This is a genomic window from uncultured Marixanthomonas sp. (genome assembly GCF_963974425.1).
GTDB lineage: Bacteria > Bacteroidota > Bacteroidia > Flavobacteriales > Flavobacteriaceae > Marixanthomonas.
The window spans coordinates 1-22281 of record NZ_CAXBCK010000048.1 but is presented as its reverse complement, the minus strand read 5'-3'; the positions used below and the strand labels follow the sequence as shown (position 1 = coordinate 22281).

The 22281-nt window shown below is 36.1% G+C and carries 21 protein-coding genes; 11 read left to right on the top strand and 10 right to left on the bottom strand.

The window, feature by feature from the left end:
• Nucleotides 1–10 precede the first annotated feature (10 nt).
• Nucleotides 11–337, top strand: coding sequence for a multidrug efflux SMR transporter (locus AACZ92_RS13370; protein WP_339702217.1), 327 nt, complete (start codon nt 11–13; stop codon nt 335–337).
• A 149-nt stretch (nt 338–486) separates the two neighbouring features.
• A complete protein-coding gene (locus AACZ92_RS13365) occupies nt 487–960 on the top strand; it encodes a hypothetical protein (protein WP_339702215.1) in 474 nt (157 codons plus the stop codon).
• A 30-nt stretch (nt 961–990) separates the two neighbouring features.
• Here AACZ92_RS13365 and AACZ92_RS13360 read toward each other — a convergent pair whose 3' ends face one another.
• Nucleotides 991–2241 (bottom strand): DEAD/DEAH box helicase, encoded by a 1251-nt coding sequence (locus tag AACZ92_RS13360; RefSeq protein WP_339702213.1) that lies wholly within the window; start codon nt 2239–2241, stop codon nt 991–993.
• A gap of 227 nt (nt 2242–2468) precedes the next feature.
• On the opposite strand from AACZ92_RS13360, the gene AACZ92_RS13355 reads away from it, so the two are divergent.
• A complete protein-coding gene (locus AACZ92_RS13355) occupies nt 2469–2963 on the top strand; it encodes a hypothetical protein (RefSeq protein ID WP_339702211.1) in 495 nt (164 codons plus the stop codon).
• 78 nt (nt 2964–3041) lie between these two features.
• Nucleotides 3042–4520, top strand: coding sequence for a M28 family peptidase (locus tag AACZ92_RS13350; RefSeq protein ID WP_339702209.1), 1479 nt, complete (start codon nt 3042–3044; stop codon nt 4518–4520).
• A 66-nt stretch (nt 4521–4586) separates the two neighbouring features.
• Here the strand turns inward: AACZ92_RS13350 and AACZ92_RS13345 are convergent, their stop codons facing one another.
• The 3 genes from AACZ92_RS13345 to AACZ92_RS13335 all read right to left on the bottom strand — a co-directional run bounded on the left by AACZ92_RS13345 (nt 4587) and on the right by AACZ92_RS13335 (nt 8551).
• Complete coding sequence (locus AACZ92_RS13345; RefSeq protein WP_339702207.1) at nt 4587–6116, bottom strand: hypothetical protein; 1530 nt, start codon at nt 6114–6116, stop codon at nt 4587–4589.
• Between the two features lie 145 nt (nt 6117–6261).
• A complete protein-coding gene (locus tag AACZ92_RS13340; RefSeq protein WP_339702205.1) occupies nt 6262–6756 on the bottom strand; it encodes a hypothetical protein in 495 nt (164 codons plus the stop codon).
• Nucleotides 6757–6778: 22 nt separating this feature from the next.
• On the bottom strand, nt 6779–8551 hold the full coding sequence (locus AACZ92_RS13335; protein ID WP_339702203.1) for a hypothetical protein: 1773 nt from the start codon (nt 8549–8551) through the stop codon (nt 6779–6781).
• Between the two features lie 106 nt (nt 8552–8657).
• On the opposite strand from AACZ92_RS13335, the gene AACZ92_RS13330 reads away from it, so the two are divergent.
• From AACZ92_RS13330 to AACZ92_RS13320, 3 genes are read left to right on the top strand one after another with little or no spacing between them, the layout of a single operon-like run.
• Complete coding sequence (locus tag AACZ92_RS13330) at nt 8658–9167, top strand: RNA polymerase sigma factor (RefSeq protein WP_339702201.1); 510 nt, start codon at nt 8658–8660, stop codon at nt 9165–9167.
• 48 nt (nt 9168–9215) lie between these two features.
• A complete protein-coding gene (locus tag AACZ92_RS13325) occupies nt 9216–10124 on the top strand; it encodes a FecR domain-containing protein (RefSeq protein ID WP_339702199.1) in 909 nt (302 codons plus the stop codon).
• Nucleotides 10105–12663 carry a carboxypeptidase-like regulatory domain-containing protein gene (locus tag AACZ92_RS13320; RefSeq protein WP_339702198.1) on the top strand — a complete coding sequence of 853 codons (2559 nt, stop codon included), beginning with the start codon at nt 10105–10107 and terminating at the stop codon, nt 12661–12663. Before AACZ92_RS13325 ends, AACZ92_RS13320 begins: the two co-directional genes overlap by 20 nt.
• A 9-nt stretch (nt 12664–12672) precedes the next feature.
• On the opposite strand, the gene argS is transcribed toward AACZ92_RS13320, so the two are convergent.
• Nucleotides 12673–14448 carry an arginine--tRNA ligase gene (gene argS / locus AACZ92_RS13315; protein WP_339702196.1) on the bottom strand — a complete coding sequence of 592 codons (1776 nt, stop codon included), beginning with the start codon at nt 14446–14448 and terminating at the stop codon, nt 12673–12675.
• Nucleotides 14449–14549: 101 nt separating this feature from the next.
• Between argS and AACZ92_RS13310 the strand changes: the two genes are divergently transcribed.
• Nucleotides 14550–14975, top strand: a complete 426-nt coding sequence (locus AACZ92_RS13310) for a hypothetical protein (RefSeq protein ID WP_339702194.1) — start codon at nt 14550–14552, stop codon at nt 14973–14975.
• 78 nt (nt 14976–15053) lie between these two features.
• Nucleotides 15054–15686, top strand: a complete 633-nt coding sequence (locus tag AACZ92_RS13305; protein ID WP_339702192.1) for an NAAT family transporter — start codon at nt 15054–15056, stop codon at nt 15684–15686.
• Between the two features lie 4 nt (nt 15687–15690).
• Here the strand turns inward: AACZ92_RS13305 and AACZ92_RS13300 are convergent, their stop codons facing one another.
• Entirely contained in the window at nt 15691–15897 is a 207-nt protein-coding gene (locus AACZ92_RS13300) for a hypothetical protein (RefSeq protein WP_117157660.1), read from the bottom strand.
• A 105-nt stretch (nt 15898–16002) separates the two neighbouring features.
• Here AACZ92_RS13300 and AACZ92_RS13295 point away from each other — a divergent pair, with 105 nt between their 5' ends.
• Together AACZ92_RS13295 and AACZ92_RS13290 are read left to right on the top strand one after the other, a co-directional pair.
• A complete protein-coding gene (locus AACZ92_RS13295; RefSeq protein WP_339702189.1) occupies nt 16003–17427 on the top strand; it encodes an SDR family oxidoreductase in 1425 nt (474 codons plus the stop codon).
• A gap of 48 nt (nt 17428–17475) precedes the next feature.
• Nucleotides 17476–18978, top strand: coding sequence for a BCCT family transporter (locus tag AACZ92_RS13290; protein ID WP_339702187.1), 1503 nt, complete (start codon nt 17476–17478; stop codon nt 18976–18978).
• A 4-nt stretch (nt 18979–18982) separates the two neighbouring features.
• On the opposite strand, the gene AACZ92_RS13285 is transcribed toward AACZ92_RS13290, so the two are convergent.
• The 4 genes from AACZ92_RS13285 to AACZ92_RS13270 all read right to left on the bottom strand — a co-directional run.
• Complete coding sequence (locus AACZ92_RS13285; protein ID WP_339702185.1) at nt 18983–19915, bottom strand: arginine deiminase-related protein; 933 nt, start codon at nt 19913–19915, stop codon at nt 18983–18985.
• Between the two features lie 85 nt (nt 19916–20000).
• Nucleotides 20001–20801 (bottom strand): transporter, encoded by an 801-nt coding sequence (locus AACZ92_RS13280; RefSeq protein ID WP_339702183.1) that lies wholly within the window; start codon nt 20799–20801, stop codon nt 20001–20003.
• 83 nt (nt 20802–20884) lie between these two features.
• A complete protein-coding gene (locus AACZ92_RS13275; RefSeq protein WP_339702181.1) occupies nt 20885–21799 on the bottom strand; it encodes an arginine deiminase family protein in 915 nt (304 codons plus the stop codon).
• 64 nt (nt 21800–21863) lie between these two features.
• A partial coding sequence (locus AACZ92_RS13270) for a citrate/2-methylcitrate synthase (RefSeq protein WP_339702179.1) occupies nt 21864–22281 on the bottom strand: 418 nt, incomplete at its 5' end.

Sequence of the window (22281 nt, the reverse complement as noted above, 5' to 3'; positions counted from 1 at the left end):
ACACCTGTTAATGAATTGGATTATCCTTATAATCGCTGGCCTTTTTGAAGTAAGTTTTGCCTTCTGTTTAGGAAAAGCAAAAGAAGCGACTGGCACACTTGCCACGTATTGGTACGTTGGTTTTTTAATCTGCCTTGCCATTAGTATGCTATTATTGGTTAAAGCCACCCAAACATTACCTATTGGCACTGCCTATGCAGTTTGGACCGGAATAGGCGCGGTAGGTACTGTACTCATCGGGATTTTTGTCTTTAAAGAACCCGCAGACTTTTGGAGGGTCTTTTTTATAACGACTCTTATTATCTCTATCGTAGGACTAAAAGTTGTTTCGCAGTAGACGCAGGCTTTTAAAAATTTAAAAGAGGTATTCTACAACCTATTTATTTTTTTATGTACCTTTAACCTACCCTATTTCAACCTACTACAGCTTTCTGGTATTCCGTAAATCGGTTCGGAATTTATACCGTTTCTTTTTAATTTGTTGGTTTGAAATTTTACTGTATTCTATTTTTCATATGTGTCTTCGGAAGTACTTTTGCACAGCGACCACTCCCTGAAGAGTGTTTTTTAAAGAAAACCAATAAACAATGGGTGAAAGATTTCAAAAATGTTGAAACAATCGAAATCCAGTTAGAGCTTGTAAAGGAAAAAATACTTTCTGATGCTATTTACTTGGACAATGAAAAAAAAATTACTCCTAAAGAAGACCAATGTGGCTGTCCCATCCGTTTCAGTGTTATCATTCCCGGAAATAAATGGCTCGTGCTGGATCTTAACAAAAATCCAGAATTAGAGGACTTATTCCCAGAGTTAACTTCAGAAACCATTGACCGCATTAAATTAAGCGAGTTTGAAGAAAAAAAGCTCAATAGGTATGCTGTTGACAACTGCTCTGGAATAACCTTATATAGCAGTAGCAGAGATCTTAAAAGAACAATACGAAAACTAGACTTAGAGTAAAAAAACTTTTTTCTTACACCTACCAACTACTTACCTATTGCGCCTACGCTTTGAACCCCGAGCTGGTTTATTATTTCGCGAATTATTGCGCTGTGAACGATGATTCGCTTTATTTTCAGCTTTTTTGTCTAACACCTCTTTTAGTGATTCAGTAACTTCAAAACCTGGTATTACTTCGCTTTGTAGGCGTTCACCTAACAGTTTTTCAATGCCGCGAACGTATTCGTTTTCATCCACACTCACTATAGAAATAGCTTGTCCAGAGGCTCCAGCCCTTCCTGTACGGCCAATACGGTGTACATAATCTTCTGGCACGTTGGGTAATTCGTAATTAATAACATGTGGCAATAGAGGAATATCAAGTCCACGAGCAGCGATATCGGTTGCTACCAATACGCGGGTTTTACCACTTTTAAACCCCGCTAGGGCTTTTGTTCGTGCTCCTTGACTTTTATTTCCGTGAATGGCTGCAGCCGTTATTCCAGCTTTCTCCAGTTTTTGACTCAACCGGTTTGCTCCGTGTTTGGTCCGGGTAAAAATGAGGACTTGTTGCCAATCCCCTTCATCTATCAGCTTTGTTACCAATTGTGTTTTTTTAGACTTATCGGTTCGATAAACTAGCTGATCTACTTTTTCTGCTGTAGTATTTTCAGGAGTAGCTTCTACCATTACCGGATTGTGTAAAAAGGTGTTAGCCAGCTTTTTAATATCTTTTGAAAAAGTTGCTGAAAACAATAAGTTCTGCCGTTTTGAAGGCATCACTGCAAGAATTTTTTTAATATCGCGAAGAAAACCCATGTCGAGCATTCTATCGGCTTCATCTAACACCAATATTTCAATATTGGATAAGGAGATAATATTTCGGCTTTGTAAATCGAGCAAACGACCTGGAGTTGCCACTAAAATATCAACTCCTTTTCGCAAGGCTTTTATTTGTGGTTTTTCGCTTACGCCTCCAAAAATAACAGTCCCGTTACAATTAGTAAACTCGCTGTAAGTTTTTACATCCTCCATTACTTGTGCCGCTAATTCACGCGTTGGAGTTAATACTAAGGCACGCACTGGGCGGTTATGTAAGTGTTTTCCAGTGTTTAATATTTGTAACATAGGCAACGTAAAAGCGGCCGTTTTACCGGTTCCCGTTTGTGCAGATGCCAACACATCTTTACGTTCTAATACTTTAGGAATTGCTTTTTGTTGAATAGGTGATGGGGTAGTATATCCTTTTTTGCTAATAGCTTTTAGCAAGGCTTCGGACAGCCCAAGTGATTTAAATGACATATAGGTTGTTTATAAATGGCTATGAAGTTTTATTACGCCATTTCTGAATTGACTACAAAGATACACTTAATTTATTCAATGACAGTTTCACCCTAAAGTTGTTAGAGCTTTTTGATAAGTATAAGAATTATCCTTCTTTTTTCTTACAAAGATTACGTAAATACCCTTAGCTCATACATCGTTAATTATCAGTAAATTACATATTATTAATTTTAAATTATAATATGATGAAACATTCAATTTACCTCTTGTACATTAGTATTATACTACTACTAGGGTGTAGTAAAGAAGATACTGAGTTAGAACCTGCAAAGCAAATAGATTTTGCTGTAGAAACAATCGATTTTAAATTAACTTCAAAAAATAATACTTCGGGTATGGTTGATATTTCTGGACGTATTGTAAATGTTGGAGACTCTTTTTTTTCAGAAGAAACAAAACAAACTTTTTATCTATATGAAAGACCATGGGGAACAGCCATTAACAGTAACGGAAATTTAATTGCTAAAAAAGAATTTTCCGCTTTAGAAGCTGGAAAAAGCATAACGATTAATTTTTTAAAGGAATGGGATCCCAAAATGTACTCAAACGGAACTTTTTGTCCCACCTACCGATTAGTTATTAGACATGATACCGAAATTGATGTATTTCCTTTTCAGGATAGCAACCCAACTAATAATATGATGGAACGATTTGGAAGTGATATTAATTTGCTTTTTTAAGAATGCTAGCGCCCGTTATGGACGTGTTGGGTTTTTAAAACTTTATCTATCTTTAGGAACTTAAAAGTCAAATTATCTATGAAACAACTTCCTATTTTTATAGCCTTACTAATATTAACTCCCCTTTTATCACAAACCGAACAAGAAAAAGTAGAAACAACCGTATCTAAAAGTGATATTGAAGGACATATCTATTTTTTAGCAGACGATTTATTGAAAGGTCGAGAAACTGGAACTCCTGAAAACAAAATTGCTGCTTCCTACCTAGCAAACAGCTTACGAGGTTATGGCGTAAAACCAAACCCGGCAACAAATACCTACTACCAAACAGTCCCCATGCAAGAAGTAACTCCGCCAAGACGCTTTACTCTCTCTATAGCTGGTGCTGAATACAAAAACAAGGTTGTTTTACAAACTTCAAAAATGGATTTTACCGGTAAAGCTATTTATGTAGGCTATGGGCTTGAAGATGATTACAACGGAAAAAATGTAAAAGAAAAAATTGTATTAGTACAAGCTGGAGGTCCTAACTCAAAAGATGCCCGTGCTGCTTTTGGGTTACGAGAAAAGAAAGCAGAACTCGCCAAAAAAGCAGGAGCCATAGGTATCATTGAATTTATTAATGCTGCTCCACAAATGTGGGGCTATATAGATCATAATTTTAACAGCAAACGAATGGAAATTGCTGAAACGGTAAACCAAGCAAGCAAAGAAAATGCTTTTGCTTATGTATGGATACAAGATGAAAACGGAAACTATGCAAATGACTTAAGTAGCAAAAACGAAATGCCCATTAAGATGATGATGGAAGGGGAAAACCGGGTAAAAGTCACTTCACAAAATGTAATAGGCTTAGTAGAAGGAACTGATCCCAAATTAAAAAACGAATACATTATCTATTCGGCACATTACGATCACGTAGGCATTGGCCAACCAGATGAAAGTGGTGACACTATTTACAATGGAGCAAGGGATAATGCAGTAGGGGTTACAACAGTATTGAATATGGCTGAAAACATGGCAAAATACCCTACTAAACGTTCTGCGCTGTTCATTCTTTTCACAGGGGAAGAAAAAGGACTATTAGGTAGTGAGTATTATGTTGACAACCCTATAGTTCCACTTGATCAAATGGTATATTGTTTTAACAGTGACAATGGTGGTTATAATGATACTTCGGTAGCTACCATTGTAGGGCTAACCCGAACCACAGCGCAACAGAATATTGAAAACGCTACTTCTACTTTTGGTCTTAAAGCAATTGAAGACCCTGCCCCTGAACAAGGTCTATTTAACCGAAGTGATAATGTTCATTTTGCAAAAAAAGGGATTCCATCACCCACTTTTTCATTAGGGTTTACAAATTTTGCAGATGCTACCAAATATTATCACCGTCCCAATGACGAAGCAGATACACTAGATTATGATTATTTACTGAAATTTTTCAAAGCTTATGTTTTATCGGGTCGTAACATTGCCAACGATGCCTCTACTCCATTTTGGGTTCAAGGTGACAGTTATGAGGAAGCAGGCAAAAAGCTTTATAACAAACAATAAGTACTTTAAATTGAAAAAGCCTTTCCAAAACTTGGAAAGGCTTTTCTTTTTAGGGGCAAAAAAGGCTTACAGCTTAACGAATGTAAGTAGGTCTGTACTACCATCACCTCCACTTACATCTTTTAAATCAACTTGAATGGTTGTAAATTGCTCTACATCCCAATCGTCATTTAAATCATCGAATGGATCGTCTTCATTATCTATTTCAAAATTCAACACTAAATCAAGTCCTGAACCGCTAGTTGTTACAGCCCAAGTTCCGTTAACTGTATCGCTATTACTTTCAGCAACGGCTGTTCCATCTGCATTAAAGGTAAAAGCGTAGCCATTATAATCATTGGTCTCATCATCGCCATCATCTATATAACTACCTACGCTCCATTGACCATCTTGTAAAATACTTTCTAGATCATCTGTATTGCCTCCACCATTACAGTCTTCGTAAGGGTTTCTTCCAAAGTTTAAAAGATCGGTACTGTCATCCCCGCCACTTACATCAAAAAGCTTTATAATATTGTCATCAAATTCCTCTACGTCCCAGTCATCATTTAGATCGTCAAAGGGATCGTCTTCATCTGTAATTTCAAAATTCAATATCAAATCAATGCCACTACTGATATTTGTTACAGCCCAGGTTCCATTTACGGTATTGTTATCACTTACCGCAGTTACTGTTTCATCACTGCTAAATGTAAATTCATACGCTACATAATGGCAGGTTTCGTTATCACCATCGTCTTCCAGAAGGTTTACAAACCAACTATTTGTTGTCAAGTTATCTACAAAGGCTGCTGTATCACCATTACCTCCGCCTCCTCCACCGGATGGGTTTCGCTCAAAGGTTAAAAAGTCCACGCTACCATCGCCACCGCTTATGTGTTTCAGTTTTATAATTTCTGAAGTGGCTTCTATAATATCCCAATCTTCGTCCAATTCATCAAAGGGATCATCATTACCGAAGAAAAGTTCTAAATCTGGTGTACTACCACTCGTTAAGTCCCAGGTTCCATCAACTATAATTGCCCCATTTACTGCTTGAGCTGTACTATCGGTTGCGAATGTAAATTCATAACCGTCAAAGTCTGAAGTTTCATCGGTATCATCAAAGAAATAAGTTACATACCAAGAATCTGAAGTTAGGTTATCTACAAAGTCAGTTGGGATATCATCATCGCCGTTTGAAGTACAATTAGTTATTAAAGTAAGTAATTCGACATTACTATTTACCTCTACTACAGTACCATCTTTTAGTACTACTGAAATTGGGTAATCTAACTCAATATAAGTTCCCGACTCTAAAGAAAGCAAAAAACTAAGCAACTCTGAATCACTATTAACTGTTTGCGTACCAGTTTGTTCATTGTCTGAATTGTAAATAAAGAAGTTTAAAGGATACACAAAATCGATACAATCTATCGAATCGCTATTGTTATTATCTGAAGTTCGTTGTATCAAATTGGCTAGTTCCGAGTCTTGCTCTATGGCTTCAGAGTTTGTTGGGTCTGAAGGCGTGGAGTCATCTTCTGAACAAGAGCTCACTGCAAAAGCAAAAGCCACAAATGCCATTACTAGTATTTTTTTGGTTACATTTTTCATCTTGGTTATTTTTAGGGTTCTGTATTAGTAAAACAGTTTGTTTGTTATTTACCCTACCTTATTTTTCAGGAAAAAGTATATTATAAAAAAACCACCCTTTAAATAAGGATGGTTTTTAAAACAAAAATCAAAAAAACTCTAGGTGTTAAATCTTCTCAAAAACTAAAGTATCCGTACCACCATTGCCACCACTTACATCAATTAACTCAATTCTTGAATTTGTTGCAGAAACAAGGTCCCAATCATCGTTTAAATCTTCAAAATCGTTAGTTTCCGGGACATCAAAAAAGAGATTAAAGTCTACATCATCAGAACTGCCATCGTCATCATCTGATGAGTTACTACTGTCATTTACAGACCAAGTTCCTGAAACAGACAACTCACCTCTGTTTGCTATAACCGTCCCATCGGTATTAAACGTAAAGACAAAACCGCTAAAGTCTGATGTTTCATCATCACCTGAGTCTATAAACTGGGTAATCTCCCATGTTCCGTTTTGTGCAATTTCTGTAATTTGATCCGCGCTATCGTTTTGATTATTGATGTCATCATTATCATCATCTGAAGAACAACTAGCTACTAATGCTGCAGACATAATGATTGTAAGAATATTTGTTATGTTCATTTTTATAGTTTTCATAATTTTAATTTTTTTTGAGTTATTAATTCTTTTTAAAAGTTAATGTGTCTTCAATATTCCCATCACTATCACGGATAATAAATGTTACTGAGGTTTCAGAAAACTGAAGCACTTTATAATCATCGTCATCAGCATCGTTAATTGGGCTGTCCATGTCAAATTCAAAATTTAACTCCTCTCCAACAACCGAAACAATCCATATTCCATCTACATTCTCAGAACCATTGGTTGCAGTTACCGTTTGGTTTGAAAAGAATGTAAAGTCGTAACCGTTAAACACACTGGTTTCATTATCACCATCTTCTAAAAATGTATCTACATACCAAGTTCCAGCTTGTAAAATATCTCTCAATTCTTGTGGGTCGGGGTCACTTCCTCCACCACCTCCATTAGGTTCACGCTCGAAAGTCAAAAGATCTGTTTCACTTCCGCCACTGCTTTCGTCACTCAGCCCAATGATCACTTGCGAAGATTCCAACACATCCCAATCGTCGTTTAGATCTTCAAAAGGATCATCGCTTCCTGAATTTTCAAAGTTTAAAATAAGCTCTAAACCATTATCATCATCTTCAATAGACCAGAAACCATTTACCGTTTCAGAGGAACTTACAGCTGTTGCTGAACCATTTGTAAAAAAGCTGAATTCATAGTCATCATAATCGGTTGTATCATCATCACCATCATCTTGAAATAAAGTGACAAACCAGCTTCCTGTGGTTAGGTTTTCAATTAAGATGTTTACCTCTTCATTATTGCCGCCAGTGTTTGGGTTACGTTCAAAGGTTAGGTAATCTACACTTCCGTCACTGCCACTCACATCTTTTAAACGTATGAGTTCTGAAGTACCTTCAATAATTTCCCAATCTTCGTCCAATTCATCAAAAGGGTCGCTTGTTCCGAAGAAAAGTTCTAATTCTGGTGTACTGCTTGTAGTCAGTTTCCAGTTTCCAGGCACTATATTCGTACCGTTTGTTGCTTGTGCGGTACTATCAGTGGCAAAGGTGAATTCATACCCTTCAAAATCGTTAGTTTCATCGAAATCATCAAAATAATACGTTACATACCAACTTCCGGTGGTTAGGTTTTCTTCAAATTCACTAAGGTCACCTTCGCCTTCATTTTCACAATCTGCATTGACCAAGATATCTTCCAATTCTTGGTTGCTGTTAACCTCAACAGTAGTTCCATCTTGCAATACTACCGAAATAGGGAAATCGATGCTAATAATATCATCTCCATCTAGGTTAAACAACAGTAAGTATAATTCAATATCATTATCAATAGTTACAGTTCCAGTTTGTTCGTCATTGGAATTATAGGTAAATACGGTAATTGGGTATACAAAATCTATACAATCTATTTCAGACTCTCCTTGGCAAACTGCAATAAGCGCATCTAACTCTGCTTGGTCATTGATTTCAACCTCTGAAAAATCTTGAAGAATAAGGGTTATAGGGAATACAATTTCAAGCGTATCGTTATCGTTGGGGAATTGATCAAAAATAGCTTGAATTAAAGGAATATCGGCTTCGCTTTCCAGTACTATTTTCTGTCCATTCGCAATTACGGTAGCAGGGTACTTAACTTGTGTACAACTGTTACCATCTATTATATCATCATTACTTCCTGGGTTTTGGGAAGTGCGTATCATTAGATTGGCCAATGTTGAATTTGACGTAATGGTTTCATCTTGGTCAGTCTCATCAATAAACTCTGCTTCTTCTTTTTGACAAGAGGTAAGAAACAACCCAAAACAGAGGATTAAAAAGGTATATAAAGTAATTTTTCTTTTCATGGTTACGTTCGGTTTGTGTAAGTGAAACAAGTTAGTACAAAAATACCCTACCTTGATTATAAAACTTTTTTTTGAATATATTTGACAGGCATACAGCTACTTATATATGGATAAAAATACTACAATTTGCAACGAAAATACTTTTAACAAAGTATATAAGGAGCATGGAAAGGCTATTTGGCGGTTTATCTATTTTAAATGTGGTAACGAGGCACAGGCGGAAGATTTGGTACAAGATGCCTTTATAAAACTTTGGAAAAACTGTGCAAAAGTACCGGTAGATAAAGCAAAATCATTTTTATACACCATCACCAACAATGCTTTTTTGAATGAAGTGGCCCATAAAAAGGTAGTGTTGAAACATGCCAAACATCAACCCGACAAAGTGGAACACCAATCCCCTCAGTTTTTGTTGGAAGAAAAGCAATATCACGAAAAATTACAAAATGCTATCGCCAATTTAACCGAAGCTCAGCGCACCGCCTTTTTATTAAACAGAATTGAAGGAAAAAAATATAAGGAGATTGCCGAAGCTTTGGATATTTCAGTAAAAGCGGTTGAAAAACGAATGAGTTTAGCTTTAAAATCGCTTCGGGAAGAAATAGGTGATATTTAAAGTAGGGTAAAATACAATTAAGCTGTTTTACTGTTGAAACGTACTATTATGGAAAAAGACTACGCATTGCATAACTACCTGAACGGCATTGCTACTCAAGAAGAAATTGAGCAGCTTAAGGCCGATCCTGAATATGCATCTTATATAAAAATTGCCAAAACCACCCAAGGTTTCGACACGCCAAACTTTGATGAAGAAGCGACGTTTAACGCTATTTCTGAAAAATTAAAACAAAAACCAAAGGTTAAAAAATTAAACCCTTGGGCTACAGTTTTAAAGATAGCCGCTGTATTTGCTGTGCTATTTGCTGGTTATTTATACATCGATTCATTAGGAACTACTATTTCAACTTCAGTTGCCGAAAAACAAAACTTCAGTTTACCAGATCGTTCTGAAGTTGCATTAAACGCTAATTCTACTATTGAATACAATAAAAACAAGTGGGACAATAACCGAGAACTAGAACTCGATGGAGAAGCTTATTTTAAGGTAACCAAAGGAAATACGTTTACCGTACAGACTAAAAATGGAGCTGTGACCGTTTTAGGAACACAGTTTAACGTATTTGCGCGTGATAAAAAGTTACAAGTAAATTGTTACGAAGGATTGGTAAGCGTTGCCTTTAACGACACCCTTATTAAACTATCTGCTGGTAAAAACTTACAAATAAAAAATGGCAACATAGTAACAGAGCATCAAAGTATTGCAGAGGCACCCTCTTGGATTAACAATGAAAGTAGCTTTGAAAATGCAACGTTAGAAACCGTCTTGAACGAATTAAAAAGGCAATATACAATTACCATAGATGCATCTGAAGATTTAAAAAATAAGCGATTTTCGGGTAGTTTTACCCATAACGATCTTGACCTTGCTTTACAATTAATTTGTGACCCATTAAACCTAACCTATACGATAGAAAAAGACCAGGTAACTATATATGCAACGAAAAACAAGTAACCAAGCGCTTCCATTCGTTTTGATCATATGTTTTTTCTTTAGTCTTTCTATTTTTGGACAGACTGAAGGAAAGAAATCTTTGTTTGCAGTTATACAACAATTGGAAGAACAGCACAATATCCGTTTTTCCTATGTTCCAGATGAAATCTCAGATATATCGGTTACAGTTCCTGAAAAAACCGATTCGCTTCAAGAAGTCCTTGCTCAATTGAACAATCAAACTTCTTTACAGTTTACATTATTGGACGATAGATATGTAACCATAGTATCACGGCAACAGAAAAGCAATTACTGCGGAAGAATCACCGCTGCTGAAACCGGTGAACCTTTAGAAGGAGCCAATATAGTTGTAAAAAACTTTAATTTTTCAACAGTAAGTACTGCGGAAGGTTTTTTTTCAATTCCCAAAAAAGTTCCTTCTGATGGGTTTATTACTATTAGTCACCTTGGTTATCATACCATAAACCTTTCAATAAATCAATTGAGTGCAGCATGTCCAACGATTATGATCCACTCAAAATCTACAGCTCTTGACGAGATTTATATTCAGACGTATTTAGTGCAGGGAGTCAGTAAAAAAACCAATGGTTCAATTACATTAAACACCGAAAATTTCGGGTTGTTACCAGGGCAAGTGGAGAACGACGTTTTACAGATTTCGCAAGCCTTGCCAGGTGTGGAAAGTGCAGATGAAACCATATCGAACATCAACATTCGTGGCGGAACTCACGACGAAAACCTATTGCTTTGGGACGATATAAAAATGTATCAAAGCGGTCATTTTTTCGGATTGATTTCTGCTTTCAACCCAGACCTTACCAAACAGGTTTCCATTTATAAAAATGGTACTCCGCCTCGGTTTGGCGAAAGTGTTTCAGGGGTGATCGATATGCGTTCAAAAAATACGGTAACTGAAGATTTTTCAGGAGGTGTAGGCTTAAATTTAATTAATGGAAGTGCATTTGCTGATATTCCTCTTTCTGATAGAGCAAGTATTCAAATTTCAGGCAGGCATTCACTCTCTTTTTTAGAAACCCCAGTTTATAATACGTACTCTGAACGTATTTTTCAGGATACCGAAATCACAAATCTTGAAAACCCTGAAAATGAAACGGAGATTAATGCCGATGAAGATTTCAACTTCTATGATTTTAGCACGAAACTACTTTGGGATATTTCAGAAAATGATGCCATTCGTATCAATTTCTTAACCATAGACAACTCGTTAGACTTTACTGAAAGTATTGACGGTTCCAATCAATCAAAAACCAGTGAATTGCAACAACGAAGCCTTGTTGGAGGTGTTTCTTGGAACCGGAACTGGAGTGACCGTTTTGAAACAACAGCTTTGCTTTATGGTTCTTATTATCTATTAAATGCTACGAACAAAGACCTTTTTACCACCCAACAGCAATTTCAGGAAAACGAAGTGTTAGAAGATGGGGCAAAGGTTGATTCGCGTTTCACTTTTTCTGAAAAAATTAAACTAAAATCTGGGTATCAATTTTCAGAAATCGGTATCGGAAACACACAAGATGTAAATATTCCTCGCTTTAGAACCTATAATAAAGAGGTTTTGCACACACATTCTGTTTTTTCAAATGTAACTTATACACCTAACCAACAAAATACCGTTATCAATGCTGGTGTACGAGCTTCCTATTTCGACAAGTTCGATGAGTTTTTAATAGAACCCAGATTGAGCATCCACCAAAAGTTGGGCAATGGGTTTTCAGTTGAAGCAATGGGTGAATTTAAAAGTCAGACGACTACTCAACGCATCGATTTTGAAAGTGATTTTTTGGGGGTTGAAAAAAGACGGTGGGTGTTGGCCAATAATGACGACGTTCCCATTCTTGAAAGCAAACAGGCTTCTCTTGGTTTTGGATATAATAAAAACGATTGGTTGATTACGCTAGAAGGATTCTACAAAGAAGTTTCAGGAATTACTACTTCTAATCAAGGATTTCAAAACCAGTTTCAATTTGTTAGAGCAACTGGGAATTACACGGCTAACGGACTAGAGTTTGTGTTTAATAAAAAAGCACGAAGATTTAGCACTTGGGTTAGTTACTTGTTTATGCAAAACGATTATACTTTTGAAACGCTTATCCCTTCGGAATTTCCAAACAATATTGATATTCGGCATTCGGCAACCGTTGCTGGTTCTTATTCTTTAAACAAGTTTAAACTGGCTCTGGGCATCAATTGGCATAGTGGAAAACCATATACCATCCCTGTTCTTGGTGAGGAAATTATTGAAGTGAGTGGTCAAGATACGATACAATATGATACCCCCAACAATGAGCGCCTTCCCGACTATTTTAGAGCTGACTTTTCAGCTGAATACCTTTGGGGAATTTCTCAACATGTAGATGCTAAAATCAATGTTGCTGTGCTCAACCTTTTAAACAAGGAAAATACATTGAACATTCGGTATGCTCTAGATACTGATGAAAATGGTGAAAGCCGCGTTAATCAAGTGGAAGAAATATCGTTAGGGCTTACACCTAATATTTCATTACAAGTATTGTTTTAAAAGGACAACTTACATCCGTTCTGGCACTTCTATTCCCAATAATGAAAAAGCGGTCTTAATTACTTTCGCAACCGCATCGGCTAAGTGAACTCTTAACCGTTTTTCTTCTTTGGTGTCAGCCCCCAAAATAGAAACGTTTTGATAGAAGGAGTTAAACTCTTTTACCAAATCATATGTATAATTAGCAATCAATGCCGGACTGAAGTTTTCTGCGGCCATTTGCACAGTTTCAGGAAACAGTTGTAGTTGTTTCAACAATTCTTTTTCTTTTTCGTGCAAAGTAATGTCCGTCAGATTTAGCTCAGTCGAAACCTCATCCGCTTTTCGTAAAATTGATTGAATCCGCGCGTAGGTGTACTGAATAAAAGGTCCCGTATTTCCTTGAAAATCGACACTTTCTTCTGGGTTAAATAAAATTCTTTTTTTAGGATCTACTTTTAATATGTAGTATTTCAACGCACCGAGACCGATGGTTTTATACAATTCTTTTTTCTCTGCATCTGTAAAGTCATCAATCTTTCCTAATTCTTCTGAAATTTTACCGGCGGTATTGGCCATTTCAAAAATAAGATCATCTGCATCTACAACCGTACCTTCTCTACTTTTCATTTTCCCTGAAGGAAGGTCTACCATTCCGTAGCTTAAATGATAGAGGTTTTCAGCCCAACTATAGCCTAATTTTTTTAAGATTAAAAACAATACTTTAAAGTGATAGTCTTGTTCGTTACCTACGGTATAGATCATTCCGCTGGCATCTGGATGGTCTTTTATACGTTGAATAGCGGTACCGATGTCTTGCGTCATATACACCGCTGTTCCATCAGCACGTAACACTAGTTTTTCGTCTAATCCTTCATCGGTTAAATCACACCAAACTGATCCATCTTCTTTTTTAAAGAAAACCCCTTTTTCTAAGCCTTCTTCAATATTATCTTTTCCTAATAAATAGGTGTTACTTTCATAATAATAGCTATCAAAATCAACGCCCAAAGCATCATAGGTCTTTTCAAACCCTTTGTATACCCAGCCGTTCATTTTTTTCCAAAGGGCTACCACCTCATCATCACCTTGTTCCCACTTTTGAAGCATTTGCTGCGCTTCTTTTAAAATAGGGGCTTCGGCTTTTGCTTCTTCTTCGGTTTTTCCCTCTGCCTGTAATTGAGCTATTTCTTTTTTATATTCTTTATCAAACCGAACATAATAATTCCCTACCAGCTTATCCCCTTTTAACCCTGTAGATTCAGGGGTTTCACCATCACCATATCGTTCCCAAGCTAACATACTTTTGCAAATATGAATGCCTCGGTCGTTTATAATTTGGGTTTTATAGGTTTTCTTTCCGCTGGCTTGTAAAATTTCAGCTACGGAATAACCTAATAAAATATTTCGGATGTGTCCTAAATGTAATGGCTTATTGGTGTTTGGCGAGGAATATTCAACCAAGACTGCATCGTCTCCTTGTGGTTCTTTTCCGAAGGAAGAAAAATCAGATACATCGTTGAAAAATTTTAAATAGTAGGCATCGCTCAAAACAATATTTAAAAACCCTTTTACCACATTGAATTTTGAAACTTCCGTTACATTTTCAACCAAATAATTTCCTATTGCTTCTCCAATTTGCACCGGATTTCCTTTTACCACCCGAAGCATTGGAAATACCACTACAGTGATATCGCCTTCAAAATCTTTACGTGTGGCTTGAAATTCCACAGTTTCAAGATTAGCGTCGAAAATTGATGTCACTGCTTTCTTAATTTCAGCAGATAAAACTTCTTGAAGTTGCATAGGTCTAATTTTAGGTGCAAAGATAGTTTTTTAATGAGAAATTAAAGCTGAAGTTAAAGTTGAAATCGAAGTTTTAAATTGTGTATCTTTAAAAGAAAAAAGTGCTCCTCAACGTCTCATACAATAATAAACAAGTAACGAAAAAGATTGAAGCTGAAGTTGGTAAACCTTTTACTTTTAAGGAACGACTGCAACTTGGTGGTATTGGCTCCTCAAAACTTATTATTACTGAAACGAGTGTTCAAATTCATAATTTGTTAATCTTGGATAACAATCGAAATCAATGCAACATTGAAATGCGGCCCAATGGAATTCTCGTAGGGTTTCGGTCGTTATTAGAATCGTACATTTTAGTAATTCCTTATTACAAACTTTCTTTATACAAAGGTAAGGCTGAAGAGTATTCCATTTATCGAGATGACTATTTTGTAAAAGTAGAAGCTAAAGACAAAGCCACACATAAGTTTATGAACAAAGTATTAGCTGCTAAAGCGAAAGCCTCGCCTACCCGTTTAGAAGATTTATAACTTCACATTTTACAACCTTTATTTAAACATTTGGTAAACTCTATGAAGGTAAATCGTCTGTCCTTTGCAAAAAAAACGATGGACTTATTTTTATATGTATTTGCCGCTTTATTTTCGGTGATAAATCCGCTGGGGACAGTCCCTGTATTTGTAGGATTAACAAGTGATGAAACTTCAATAGAACGCAATAAAACCTCTTTACTAACTGCTATAAATACGACTGTAATTTTAATTATTTGCTTTTTTGCAGGAACGTATATTCTAGATTTTTTCAGCATTAGTTTAAATGCCTTACGAATTGCCGGCGGAATGATTATCGTATCGTCCGGTTTTGCTTTATTAACCGGAACTTTTTCTAAGCACAAAGGGATGAAGAACAAAAGGGTTAAGAAAGACCTAAGTAACAGAGAAAAAATATCATTAACTCCACTGGCCATTCCTATGCTCGCTGGACCGGGTGCTATTTCAATTTTAATTACCTATAACCAAGAATACAGTAAAACCAGTGAAATATTACTTATTCTTTTAGCCGTTCTAGCTGTAGGATTCGCAACTTTTTTAATGCTTAGGTTCGCACCTTATTTAACTAAGCTATTGGGCGCCTCGGGGATTAATGCAATATCGAGAATAGTTGGATTTATCGTTATTTCAATAGGAATAGAATATATAAGCAGTGCAGTAATACTAATTATACAAAATTTAGAATTGTAATACCTTACCTTCTATTTTTAACAAACACGCCAGCTAACAAAGCCAAAACACCTAATGCTATCATTGCAAGGGTTTGGTTGTTTAAACCTTCTTTTGCTGAGACTTCTAACGGACCAATATCTACAACTTCCTGTGGGACAAACGCATTGTATAAGCCAAAAACAATTAATAAAATGCCTACTACAATTAGAATCAGTTTTAAAACTTTCATATAATTTGGTTTACTGCTATAAAGATAGCATTAAAATTAAGCAATTAACGAACCTTTATATTCTTGTCTAACAAAAAACAACTATCTTTAAACAAAAAGAAAAGATTGAAAATACTACTTACCGGTGCTAACGGCTATATAGGTTTACGTTTGCTTCCTTCTTTATTAGAAAAAGGGCACGAAGTCATTTGTTGTGTACGTGATAAAAATAGAATTCCTCTAGATCCTGAAACCCGCAAACGGGTTAGTTTTTATGAAGTTGACTTTTTAAAGGACGTCGATACTGCTGACTTTCCGAAAGATATTGATGCTGCATATTATCTCATACATTCTATGAGTGCTTCCACAAACGATTTTGATGAATTGGAAGCCAAAGCCGCTAAAAATTTCAACAAGTATCTTGCTGAAACTTCTATTAAACACGTTGTCTATTTAAGCGGAATTGTAAATGAAGACACCTTATCTAAACACCTATCTTCCCGAAAAAAGGTAGAAGAAATACTTTATGAAGGCAATTACAATTTAACGGTTTTACGAGCTGGAATTGTAGTAGGCAGTGGAAGTTCTTCGTTTGAAATTATCCGTGATCTTTGTGAAAAGCTACCCATCATGGTTGCCCCAAAATGGTTAAAAACTCGAATACAACCTATTGCCATTCGAGATGTGATTTCCTTTTTATCTGAAGTACTTTTAAAGGAAGCCTGTTACAATCAATCATTCGATATTGGTGGCCCCGATGTTTTAACATACAAGCAGATGCTTTTAAAATATGCAAAGGTTAGAAAGTTGAAGTTATGGATTATTTCGGTCCCAGTTATGTCACCACGGTTATCTTCTTATTGGCTGTATTTTGTTACTTCTACCACATACAAATTAGCAGTTAATTTAGTGGATAGTATGCGTCATGAAGTTGTAGCTCGCGATAATAAATTGCAAGAAATATTGAATATACAACCTATTACGTATGAAGAAGCTATTAAGAATGCATTCATAAAAATTGAACAAAACCTCGTAATATCAAGTTGGAAAGACTCTTTAGTTGCTGGAAGGCTTTCCAATTTAAAAGGGTACATTCAAGTTCCCACATTTGGTTGTTTAAAAGATGAACAATCAATTGAAGTTAAAAATCCTGAGGCTGTTTTAGAGAACATCTGGTCTATTGGCGGCACTCGCGGTTGGTATTACGGAAACTGGCTTTGGAAAGTACGCGGTTTTATAGATCAGCTATTTGGTGGAATAGGATTACGAAGAGGTCGCACCCACCCTAATAAAATTTACGCTGGTGATTCATTAGACTTTTGGCGTGTTTTATATGCAGATAAAGAAGAAAAAAGACTTTTACTTTTTGCTGAAATGAAAGTCCCTGGGGAAGCGTGGCTAGATTTCTGTATTGACGAGAACAATGTATTACACCAAACCGCCACCTTTAGGCCAAAAGGACTTTGGGGACGGTTATACTGGTATACGATGTTGCCTTTTCATTATTTTATTTTTAGCGGAATGATAAACAATATTGCCAAGACAGAATAAATAGCATTTTAAAAAATGATTTGTACTATTGTATAAGCACAATCTGTTTTGAAAATTTTCAGCATATTTAAAAAGAATAAACTTCTCAGTATTTCATTGGGGTTATTGCTACTATTTTCCCTATTTCTATATATAAAAACTATTGAAACATACGCCCTCATTGAAAGTTTATCCATTTGGGTACGTAATCATTTTGGCTCTTTCTATTTATATCTAGGTCTAGGCTGTGTGCTTTTATTAATAGCAATCGTCATTTCCCCTTGGGGAACTTATAAGTTAGGTCACATAAATAAAAAACCAGCTTTTAAACGTCTGCCATGGATTGCTATGTTGTATAGTGCTGGAATGGGTTCAGGAATTTTATTGCGGGCAGTGCAAGAACCGGTATTTATGCAGCAAAACCCACCCCTTTCCACAGGTGTTTCTTCGGAAGTGATTGCGCTAGAATTTACCTTTTATCAATGGGGATTTACAGCTTGGGCTTTTTACGCCGTATTTGCATTGGCTATTGGATATGCCGTGTTTCATAAAAATAAAACTGTAGCGACGAGTAGTACTTTTTCTTCCTTATTTCAGAAAAAAGGGAAGGGGTTTCTTGCAAGTATCGATATACTCACCATTTTAACAACTATTTTTGGGTTGGTAGCTGCATTGGGATTAGGTGCTTCCCAAATTAAAGGCGGTTTAGATCACTTATTTGAAGCTGATTTCAGTTATCAACTGATTATAGCATTGGTCATTGGCATTGGTATTTTAGCATTGGTTTCTGCATTAAGTGGTGTTGAAAAAGGCATTAAACGTATCTCTACAATAAACATTTATATAACTGTTGCCTTGCTGCTATTTGTTTTTTCACAGAGTGATATGGTCTTAATTGTAAAGCAACTAGCAACTGGAATATATCGATATGTAATTGACTTTATACCTATGAGCCTGGCGATTGGGAAATTCGATCCAGGAATTGAATTTTTAACCGACTGGACGTACTATTATTGGGCTTTTTGGTTGGCATGGGCTCCGTTTACTGGAATTTTCATCGCACGAATTTCAAAAGGAAGAACGTTACGCGAAACTATTATAGGTGTATTACTCATCCCCTCATTAGGAACCTTTTTCTGGTTTACTACTTTTGGACAATCTGCTTTTGATATGATTTCGGGATGGGGAAGTTATTCCGGGGAATTTGACAATGTTTTTACCTCTATTTTTGTCTTTTTTGAAACTTATCCGCTTACTGCGTTTATCAACTCAGTTGTTATCTTGTTACTAGTTAGTTTTTTAGTGACTTCTGTTGATTCGGCTATTTATGTATTAAGCATGTTTACCGATGAAGGCAGTCAAAACCCAAGTAAAAAACAACGGCTACTTTGGGGCGTAATTTTAATCATTTTTTCAGTAGGAATAGTGCTTTTAGGTCACGCAAAAGAAGATAGCGATGTGTTAATTGCTATGCAAAAATTATTGATTATCACTTCCTTACCGCTAAGCTTGCTTATGGTGGTAATGATTGGTTTGTGGCTTCGGGATTTAGCCAGTCACAAAAAAGAGTAGTTATTTATTCCTTCGGAAGAAAAATTTCAGCCATCATACAACGGGCACTTCCACCACCGCATGTTTCAATCGTAGTCAAATCAGTACTTAAAATTTCGCAGTGCTTTTCAATTGCTGAAACTTGATCTTCAGTAAGGCTTTTATGAGCTGCTGCACTCATCACTAAATACTTTTTATCGTTTGTCCCTCGTACCTGAAGCATATTTCCTGCAAAGTTGTGCATTTGGGCTTCGGTAATGGCGATGATTTCTTTCCCATCATCTTTTAAATGTTGAACTACATTCTTCTTTTCCTTAGCATCATCAATCGTCTCTAAGCAAATAACACTGAAGTTTTCAGCTAAACACATCATTACATTGGTATGATAAATCGCAGCACGTTTTCCATCAACTGTTTGATTGGCAGTGAAAATTACAGGAGTGAATTCAAAGTCTTCGCAAAACTCGATTAATAATTGCTCATCGGCTCTAGGAGATAACGCACAATATGCTTTTTGATTAACACGATCTAAAATTAAACTTCCGGTCGATTCTAAATAAAAACCTTCGTTTTCAGCATCGGTATAATCTACTACGTTTTTAATTTTGAATCCTTCCTTTTCTATACGTTCAATTACATCTTCACGACGTTCTTTACGTCTATTTTTTGCAAATAAAGGGTACAAAGCGATATCGCCATTTTCGTGAAAGGTTACCCAGTTATTCGGAAAAATAGAGTCTGGGGTGTCCAGTTCTAACTTATCATCTTCAACAATAACGTTTACACCAACATTACGCAACTTTTCAACAAAAGCATCAAATTCTTGTTGAGCTTTTTCGTTTACTTTAGCATTTTCAAGATCAATTTCTTCTTGAAAATAGTTATTTACCGCCGTTTGCTCATTCATTCGAAAGGCAACTGGGCGAATCATCAATATAGTATCGGTTATTTGCTGCATAACGTATTGTTTTAGGCTGCAAAATTAAGGTTTTTTAGACGGAAATTTTTACTTGATTAAAGTATTTTATAGAAAAGAAGTTACCTTAAAAATTTGCAGACACACCAATTCCGTATCCGGGACCTTGAAATATATTCCTTCCACCCAAAACATATGAAACACTAACATACGCACCGAAAGTATCTGTAAACGAACGATACCCTGTTCCGCCAATTTTATGGTAATCTACTCCAAAACGACGAAAGTTTTGCGGTGGTGGAGTTTCTAGGTAATCAATTCCACCAAAAGAATGTTGGTAATCGTAATACACATCGTAATACCACTTATCCAAGGCTTGTCCAGCTTTAAAAGTTATTGGTAAGCTATTGGGAACTTCTTCTAATTTAAATGAAAAACCACTTTGTAGGGTCGCGAACCATCCTTCATTTGTTTGATAATGCGCCATGGCCCTTGTTTCGATTATAGTGGCTTGTTGACCAATATCATTCAACCCGCCAACATTATAATCTGAAACATGTGTAGAGAATCCAGCTGCAATACTAAGTTCTAGTTTTGATGTTGTGAATTCTGTTTTATATCCGCGATATTTCAGAAAAAAAGCGATGTCTTGAATGTCTTTATTGGCATCTACTTCAATGTAAGGTAGCGAAGCATTTACATCCAAGTTTTCTGTAATTCCGTAGGCTGCAAAGAGATTTACATAATAGAGTTTTCGAGAAATATCGGTCTCGTCAGTGCCCGCTAAATAATCTTTATTATCCTCAAAACCGGCTCCTAAAGTTAGGGTTGTATTTCCTATTCCTCGGTAAAATCCGTCGATTTTTCCTTGTGAAAAAACATCACAACATCCTAAACTGATTAAAATTACCAATAATATACCTCTCATAATACTAAATATACGCAAAGCACCACTATATGGTTTTTACTTAGATTTAGCTTTTTGGTCGGGAAAGGTGACAGCAAATTACATTACTCCCGTATTAAAGGCATCGTGCTACAACGCAACAAACCTTCTTGTTTGGCAATTTCGGCATACGGAACTTCTTCTACGGTAAAACCTTGATCGCGTAACCACGTGTTAAGACGTGTGAATTTTTTTTCTGAAATAACAACTTCCGGAGAAATAGAAAACACGTTGCTATTCATATTGTACATTTCGTCTTTGGTAATATGAAAGCAATTCTCTTTTCCGAAGAAATCTACCAGCCACTGATACTCTTCTTCTTCTAAAAATCCTTCTCTATGAATGATAGCTTTTCCATTTCCCAAAGGTTGAAAACAGCAATCTAAATGCAGTGCATTGTCTTTAGCCTCGGTATTAGATTTCCGAAGGTTAAACGATTTCACTTTTTTATTGGGGAACAACTCTTGAAGATGTTTTACCGCTTTCATATTAGTGCGAGCCGTGATATATTTTGGGTAATCTTCTCCACGGTAGGTACCCACAAAAATATAATCTTTCCAGGGCATCACATCGCCGCCTTCTACATGTGCATCTTCTGGAAACTTGATTACATTCTCTGAAGGAATTTGATCAATCACATGCTTTATGGCATCGATTTCTTGATCACGATCTGGGAGTATATTGGCTTTAATAAACTTATCTTCAATAACAAAAGCTATGTCACGCGTAAAAATCTGATTATAATCTTCAATTTCTTCGGGGCGATAAACCTTTACGTCATATTTTTCAAATACTTTGGCAACAGCTTCTATCTCATGTATCATATCACTTTCTTTAGGATACGTACCTGCTTGAATATGTTCTTTCGATTTTGGATCGTAGGCCTCGTCTAATGTAGGTGCTGGACCATTACTGTTTGCTGAGCCTAATACAACCGCCCGAAGGCGAGATACTTCGTCTTTAATGTTTAAATTGATCATATTACAAATATAAAAAAGCATCCCCAATTTATGAGGATGCTTTGTTTATTTTAAGAAGTGATTCTTATCTTTTTTCTACTGGTTTGAAATCACGATGTGTTTCACCAATGTATATTTGTCTTGGACGACCAATTGGTTCTTTACGTAAACGCATTTCTCTCCATTGTGCAATCCAACCTGGTAAACGACCTAATGCAAACATAGCTGTAAACATTTCAGTAGGTATACCTAGAGCTCTATAAATAATACCTGAATAGAAGTCTACGTTCGGGTATAATTTTCTGTCAACAAAATATGAATCTTCTAAAGCTTCTTTTTCCAATCCTTTTGCAATTTCCAATATTGGATCTTCTACTCCAAGATCTGCCAATACTTCATCTGCAGATTTCTTAATTATTTTTGCTCTCGGGTCAAAGTTTTTATATACACGGTGACCAAAGCCCATTAAACGGAATGGATCATTTTTATCTTTCGCTTTCTGC